This window comes from Flavobacterium hiemivividum, from assembly GCF_004349145.1.
Taxonomy (GTDB): domain Bacteria; phylum Bacteroidota; class Bacteroidia; order Flavobacteriales; family Flavobacteriaceae; genus Flavobacterium; species Flavobacterium hiemivividum.
The window spans coordinates 1-7,742 of sequence record NZ_SMFO01000023.1; the positions used below are offsets into that span (position 1 = coordinate 1).

Sequence of the window (7,742 nt, forward strand, 5' to 3'; positions counted from 1 at the left end):
GTAACACGCTAATCCAATTGGCGCATCAGGTTGTACTCCAGAGATGTCATAGGCACAAGTTACACCATTGAAGATCGCTGTTTCATAACACGCTAATCCGATTGGCGCATCAGGTTGTACTCCAGAGATGTCATAGGAACAAGTTACACCATTGAAAGTAGCTGTTTGGTAACACGCTAATCCAATTGGCGCATCMGGCTGTACTCCAGAGATGTCATAGGCACAAGTTACACCATTGAAAGTAGCTRTTTCATAACAMGCTAATCCAGTTGGCGCATCAGGTTGTACTCCAGAGATGTCATAGGTACAAGTTACACCATTGAAGATCGCTGTTTGGTAACACGCTAATCCGATTGGCGCATCAGGCTGTACTCCAGAGATGTCATAGGTACAAGTTACACCATTGAAAGTAGCTGTTTGGTAACACGCTAATCCGATTGGCGCATCAGGCTGTACTCCAGAGATGTCATAGGCACAAGTTACACCATTGAAGATTGCTGTTTGGTAACACGCTAATCCAGTTGGCGCATCAGGTTGTACTCCAGAGATGTCATAGGAACAAGTTACAGCATTGAAGATCGCTGTTTGGTAACACGCTAATCCGATTGGCGCATCAGGCTGTACTCCAGAGATGTCATAGGAACAAGTTGTTGTGTTRAAAGTCGCTGTTTGGTAACACGCTAATCCGATTGGCGCATCAGGCTGTACTCCAGAGATRTCATAGGCACAAGTTACACCATTGAAAGTTGCTGTTTGGTAACACGCTAATCCAGTTGGCGCATCCGGCTGTACTCCAGAGATGTCATAGGTACAAGTTACACCATTGAAGATCGCTGTTTGGTAACACGCTAATCCAATTGGCGCATCAGGTTGTACTCCAGAGATATCATAGGTACAAGTTACACCATTGAAGATCGCTGTTTGGTAACACGCTAATCCGATTGGCGCATCCGGCTGTACTCCAGAGATGTCATAGGTACAAGTTACACCATTGAAAGTAGCTGTTTGGTAACACGCTAATCCAGTTGGCGMATCAGGTTGTACTCCAGAGATGTCATAGGCACAAGTTACACCATTGAAAGTCGCTGTTTGGTAACACGCTAATCCGATTGGCGCATCCGGTTGTACTCCTGAGATGTCATAGGCACAAGTTGTTGTGTTGAAAGTTGCTATTTCATAACACGCTAATCCAATTGGCGCATCAGGTTGTACYCCAGAGATGTCATAGGTACAAGTTACACCATTGAAGATCGCTGTTTGGTAACACGCTAATCCGATTGGCGCATCAGGTTGTACTCCAGAGATRTCATAGGTACAAGTTACACCATTGAATGTCGCTGTTTGGTAACACGCTAATCCAATTGGCGCATCAGGTTGYACTCCAGAGATGTCATAGGTACAAGTTACACCATTGAAAGTAGCTGTTTCATAACACGCTAATCCGATTGGCGCATCCGGCTGTACTCCAGAGATGTCATAGGTACAAGTTAMACCATTGAAAGTAGCTGTTTGGTAACACGCTAATCCAATTGGCGCATCAGGTTGTACTCCAGAGATGTCATAGGCACAAGTTACACCATTGAAGATCGCTGTTTCATAACACGCTAATCCAATTGGCGCATCAGGCTGTACTCCAGAGATGTCATAGGWACAAGTTACACCATTGAAAGTAGCTGTTTGGTAACACGCTAATCCGATTGGCGCATCAGGCTGTACTCCAGAGATGTCATAGGCACAAGTTGTTGTGTTAAAAGTTGCTGTTTGGTAACACGCTAATCCGATTGGCGCATCCGGCTGTACTCCAGAGATGTCATAGGTACAAGTTAMACCATTGAATGTCGCTGTTTGGTAACACGCTAATCCAGTTGGCGCATCCGGCTGTACTCCAGAGATGTCATAGGTACAAGTTACACCATTGAATGTCGCTGTTTGGTAACACGCTAATCCAGTTGGCGCMTCCGGCTGTACTCCAGAGATRTCATAGGTACAAGTTACACCATTGAAGATCGCTGTTTGGTAACACGCTAATCCAGTTGGCGCATCAGGTTGTACTCCAGAGATGTCATAGGTACAAGTTACACCATTGAAAGTAGCTGTTTGGTAACACGCTAATCCAGTTGGCGCATCCGGCTGTACTCCAGAGATGTCATAGGTACAAGTTACACCATTGAATGTCGCTGTTTGGTAACACGCTAATCCAGTTGGCGCATCAGGCTGTACTCCAGAGATGTCATAGGTACAAGTTACACCATTGAAGATCGCTGTTTGGTAACACGCTAATCCAGTTGGCGCATCAGGTTGTACTCCAGAGATGTCATAGKCACAAGTTACACCATTGAAAGTAGCTGTTTGGTAACACGCTAATCCGATTGGCGCATCWGGTTGTACTCCAGAGATGTCATAGGCACAAGTTACACCATTGAAGATCGCTGTTTGGTAACACGCTAATCCGATTGGCGCATCWGGTTGTACTCCAGAGATGTCATAGGCACAAGTTACACCATTGAAAGTAGCTGTTTGGTAACACGCTAATCCAATTGGCGCATCAGGCTGTACTCCAGAGATGTCATAGGCACAAGTTACACCATTGAAGATCGCTGTTTGGTAACACGCTAATCCGATTGSCGCATCAGGTTGTACTCCAGAGATGTCATAGGCACAAGTTACACCATTGAAGATCGCTGTTTGGTAACACGCTAATCCAATTGGCGCATCAGGCTGTACTCCAGAGATGTCATAGGAACAAGTTGTTGTGTTGAAAGTAGCTATTTCATAACAAGCTAATCCAGTTGGCGCATCAGGCTGTACTCCAGAGATGTCATAGGTACAAGTTACACCATTGAAGATCGCYGTTTGGTAACACGCTAATCCGATTGGCGCRTCCGGTTGTACTCCAGAGATGTCATAGGCACAAGTTACACCATTGAAGATCGCTGTTTGGTAACACGCTAATCCGATTGGCGCATCAGGTTGTACTCCAGAGATGTCATAGGTACAAGTTGTTGTGTTGAAAGTAGCTATTTCATAACAAGCTAATCCAGTTGGCGCATCAGGTTGTACTCCAGAGATGTCATAGGCACAAGTTACACCATTGAAGATCGCTGTTTGGTAACACGCTAATCCGATTGGCGCATCCGGTTGTACTCCAGAGATATCATAGGTACAAGTTGTTGTGTTGAAAGTAGCTATTTCATAACAAGCTAATCCAGTTGGCGCATCAGGTTGTACTCCAGAGATGTCATAGGTACAAGTTACACCATTGAAAGTAGCTGTTTGGTAACACGCTAATCCGATTGGCGCATCAGGTTGTACTCCAGAGATGTCATAGGWACAAGTTACAMCATTGAAGATCGCTGTTTGGTAACACGCTAATCCGATTGGYGCATCCGGTTGTACTCCAGAGATGTCATAGGTACAAGTTACACCATTGAAAGTAGCTATTTCATAACAAGCTAATCCAGTTGGCGCATCAGGTTGTACTCCAGAGATGTCATAGGTACAAGTTACACCATTGAAAATCGCTGTTTGGTAACACGCTAATCCGATTGGCGCATCAGGCTGTACTCCAGAGATATCATAGGTACAAGTTGTTGTGTTGAAGATTGCTGTTTGGTAACACGCTAATCCAATTGGCGCATCAGGTTGTACTCCAGAGATATCATAGTCACAAGTTACACCATTGAAAGTAGCTGTTTGGTAACACGCTAATCCGATTGGCGCATCCGGCTGTACTCCAGAGATGTCATAGGTACAAGTTACACCATTGAAGATCGCTGTTTGGTAACACGCTAATCCAGTTGGCGCATCAGGCTGTACTCCAGAGATGTCATAGGCACAAGTTACACCATTGAATGTCGCTGTTTGGTAACACGCTAATCCGATTGGCGCATCAGGTTGTACTCCAGAGATATCATAGGTACAAGTTACACCATTGAAGATTGCTGTTTGGTAACACGCTAATCCAATTGGCGCATCAGGTTGTACTCCAGAGATGTCATAGGCACAAGTTACASCATTGAAGATCGCTGTTTGGTAACACGCTAATCCGATTGGCGCATCAGGCTGTACTCCAGAGATGTCATAGGTACAAGTTACACCATTGAATGTCGCTGTTTGGTAACACGCTAATCCGATTGGCGCATCAGGTTGTACTCCAGTGATGTCATAAGCACAAGTTGTTGTGTTGAAAGTTGCTGTTTCATAACACGCTAATCCGATTGGCGCATCAGGTTGTACTCCAGAGATGTCATAGTCACAAGTTACACCATTGAAAGTAGCTGTTTGGTAACACGCTAATCCGATTGGCGCATCAGGTTGTACTCCAGAGATGTCATAGGTACAAGTTACACCATTGAAAATCGCTGTTTGGTAACAMGCTAATCCGATTGGCKCATCCGGCTGTACTCCAGAGATATCATAGGTACAAGTTACACCATTGAAAGTAGCTGTTTGGTAACACGCTAATCCAATTGGCGCATCCGGTTGTACTCCAGAGATATCATAGGCACAAGTTACACCATTGAAGATCGCTGTTTGGTAACACGCTAATCCAGTTGGCGCATCAGGTTGTACTCCAGAGATGTCATAGKCACAAGTTACACCATTGAAAGTAGCTGTTTGGTAACACGCTAATCCGATTGGCGCATCAGGTTGTACTCCAGAGATGTCATAGGCACAAGTTACACCATTGAAGATTGCTGTTTGGTAACACGCTAATCCAATTGGCGCATCCGGTTGTACTCCAGAGATATCATAGKCACAAGTTACACCATTGAAAGTCGCTGTTTGGTAACAAGCTAATCCAGTTGGCGCATCCGGCTGTACTCCAGAGATGTCATAGGCACAAGTTACACCATTGAAGATTGCTGTTTGGTAACACGCTAATCCGATTGGCGCATCAGGTTGTACTCCAGAGATGTCATAGGMACAAGTTACACCATTGAAAGTAGCTGTTTGGTAACACGCTAATCCAGTTGGCGCATCAGGCTGTACTCCAGAGATGTCATAGGTACAAGTTACACCATTGAAAGTAGCTGTTTGGTAACACGCTAATCCGATTGGCGCATCAGGCTGTACTCCAGAGATATCATAGGCACAAGTTACACCATTGAAGATCGCTGTTTGGTAACAMGCTAATCCAATTGGCGCATCAGGTTGTACTCCAGAGATATCATAGGTACAAGTTACACCATTGAAAGTCGCTGTTTGGTAACACGCTAATCCAATTGGCGCATCCGGCTGTACTCCAGAGATGTCATAGGTACAAGTTGTTGTGTTGAAAGTAGCTATTTCATAACAAGCTAATCCAGTTGGCGCATCAGGCTGTACTCCAGAGATATCATAGGCACAAGTTGTTGTGTTGAAGATTGCTGTTTGGTAACACGCTAATCCAATTGGCGCATCAGGTTGTACTCCAGAGATGTCATAGGCACAAGTTACACCATTGAAAGTAGCTGTTTGGTAACACGCTAATCCAGTTGGCGCATCCGGTTGTACTCCAGAGATGTCATAGGCACAAGTTGTTGTGTTGAAAGTCGCTGTTTGGTAACACGCTAATCCAATTGGCGCATCCGGTTGTAMTCCAGAGATGTCATAGGCACAAGTTACACCATTGAAGATCGCTGTTTGGTAACACGCTAATCCAATTGGCGCATCCGGTTGTACTCCAGAGATGTCATAGGCACAAGTTACACCATTGAAAGTCGCTGTTTGGTAACACGCTAATCCAATTGGCGCATCAGGCTGTACTCCAGAGATGTCATAGGTACAAGTTACACCATTGAAAGTAGCTGTTTGGTAACACGCTAATCCAATTGGCGCATCAGGCTGTACTCCAGTGATGTCATAGGCACAAGTTACAGCATTGAAAGTAGCTGTTTGGTAACACGCTAATCCGATTGGTGCATCAAGTTGTACTCCAGTGATGTCATAGGCACAAGTTACACCATTGAAGATTGCTGTTTGGTARCACGCTAATCCAGTTGGCGCATCCGGTTGTACTCCAGTGATGTCATAGGTACAAGTTACACCATTGAAGATCGCTGTTTGGTAACAAGCTAATCCAGTTGGCGCATCAGGTTGTACTCCAGAGATGTCATAGGTACAAGTTACACCATTGAAAGTAGCTATTTCATAACAAGCTAATCCAGTTGGCGCATCAGGTTGTACTCCAGTGATGTCATAGGCACAAGTTACACCATTGAAGATCGCTGTTTGGTAACACGCTAATCCGATTGGCGCATCAGGTTGTACTCCAGAGATATCATAAGCACAAGTTGTTGTGTTGAAGATTGCTGTTTGGTAACACGCTATTGTTGGTTGTGCTATTACAGGACAAGCAACAATTACAGTTACCGTAGTCGTATCACAATTACTCGGGTTTAGAATCTCACATATCTGATATGTCAAAATATAAGTCCCCGAAGGCGTATTGGGAGATACATCTACTGACCCGTTTGCGGTATTTAAAGTTAAATTCGCATTAGGAATAATTGTCGTTAAAGTTACATTTGCAATGCTTACCGGAGTTCCGTTCAAGGTATCGTTTGTCAATACATTAACTACATTGGTTCCTCCTGTACTTCCATTAATCAGTCCTACTGTATCGGGTCCTGCATCAATTGCTGCACCTGATACCGTTACAATTACCACTGCCTGGTCACAATTAGTCGGATTTAATATCTCACAAATCTGATATGTCAGGGTATAACTTCCTGCCGGTGTATTTGGTGCTACATTAACCGTAGTTCCAATTAGTGTTATACCTGCATGAGTTGAAGAAACAAAAGTCGTATTTACCTCTGAGGCCGTAACCGGTTGTCCGTTGAGTGTATCATTTACTAAAACATCAGCTACCGCTACTCCGCCAGTATATCCATTAGCACTACCAGCATCATCATTGGCAACAATTGCAGGAGCAATTACAGTAACAGTTACCGTAGCCGTATCACAATTGCTTGGATTTAGTACCTCACAAATAGTATAATTTACGGTATAAGTTCCTGCAGGAGTGTTTGGTATTACATCTACAGAACCATTAGGATTTACTATTAATGATCCGTTTGGTGTTGAAGTTATAACAACATCACTTGGAGTGACCGGAGTTCCGTTCAAGGTATCGTTTGTCAATACATTAACTACATTGGTTCCTCCCGTACTTCCATTAATCGGCCCTACTGTATCGGGTACTGCATCAATTGCTGCACCTGATACCGTTATAATTACCACTGCCTGGTCACAATTAGTCGGATTTAAAATCTCACAAATCTGATATGTCAGGGTATAACTTCCTGACGGTGTATTTGGTGCTACATTAACCGTAGTTCCAATTAGTGTTATACCTGCATAAGTTGCAGAAACAAAAGTCGTATTTACCTCTGAGGCCGTAACCGGTTGTCCGTTGAGTGTGTCATTTACTAAAACATCAGCTACCGCTACTCCGCCAGTATATCCATTAGCATTACCAGCATCATCATTGGCAACAATTGCAGGAGCAATTACAGTAACAGTTACCGTAGCCGTATCACAATTGCTTGGATTTAGTACCTCACAAATAGTATAATTTACGGTATAAGTTCCTGCAGGAGTGTTTGGTATTACATCTACAGAACCATTAGGATTTACTATTAATGATCCGTTTGGTGTTGAAGTTATAACAACATCACTTGGAGTGACCGGAGTTCCGTTCAAGGTATCGTTTGTCAATACATTAACTACATTGGTTCCTCCCGTACTTCCATTAA

General features: G+C 43.9%; 1 pseudogene. It reads right to left on the bottom strand.

The features are described 5' to 3' along the window. Positions 1 to 7,742, bottom strand: a pseudogene (locus E0F98_RS16105) (cadherin-like domain-containing protein); the annotation flags it as partial.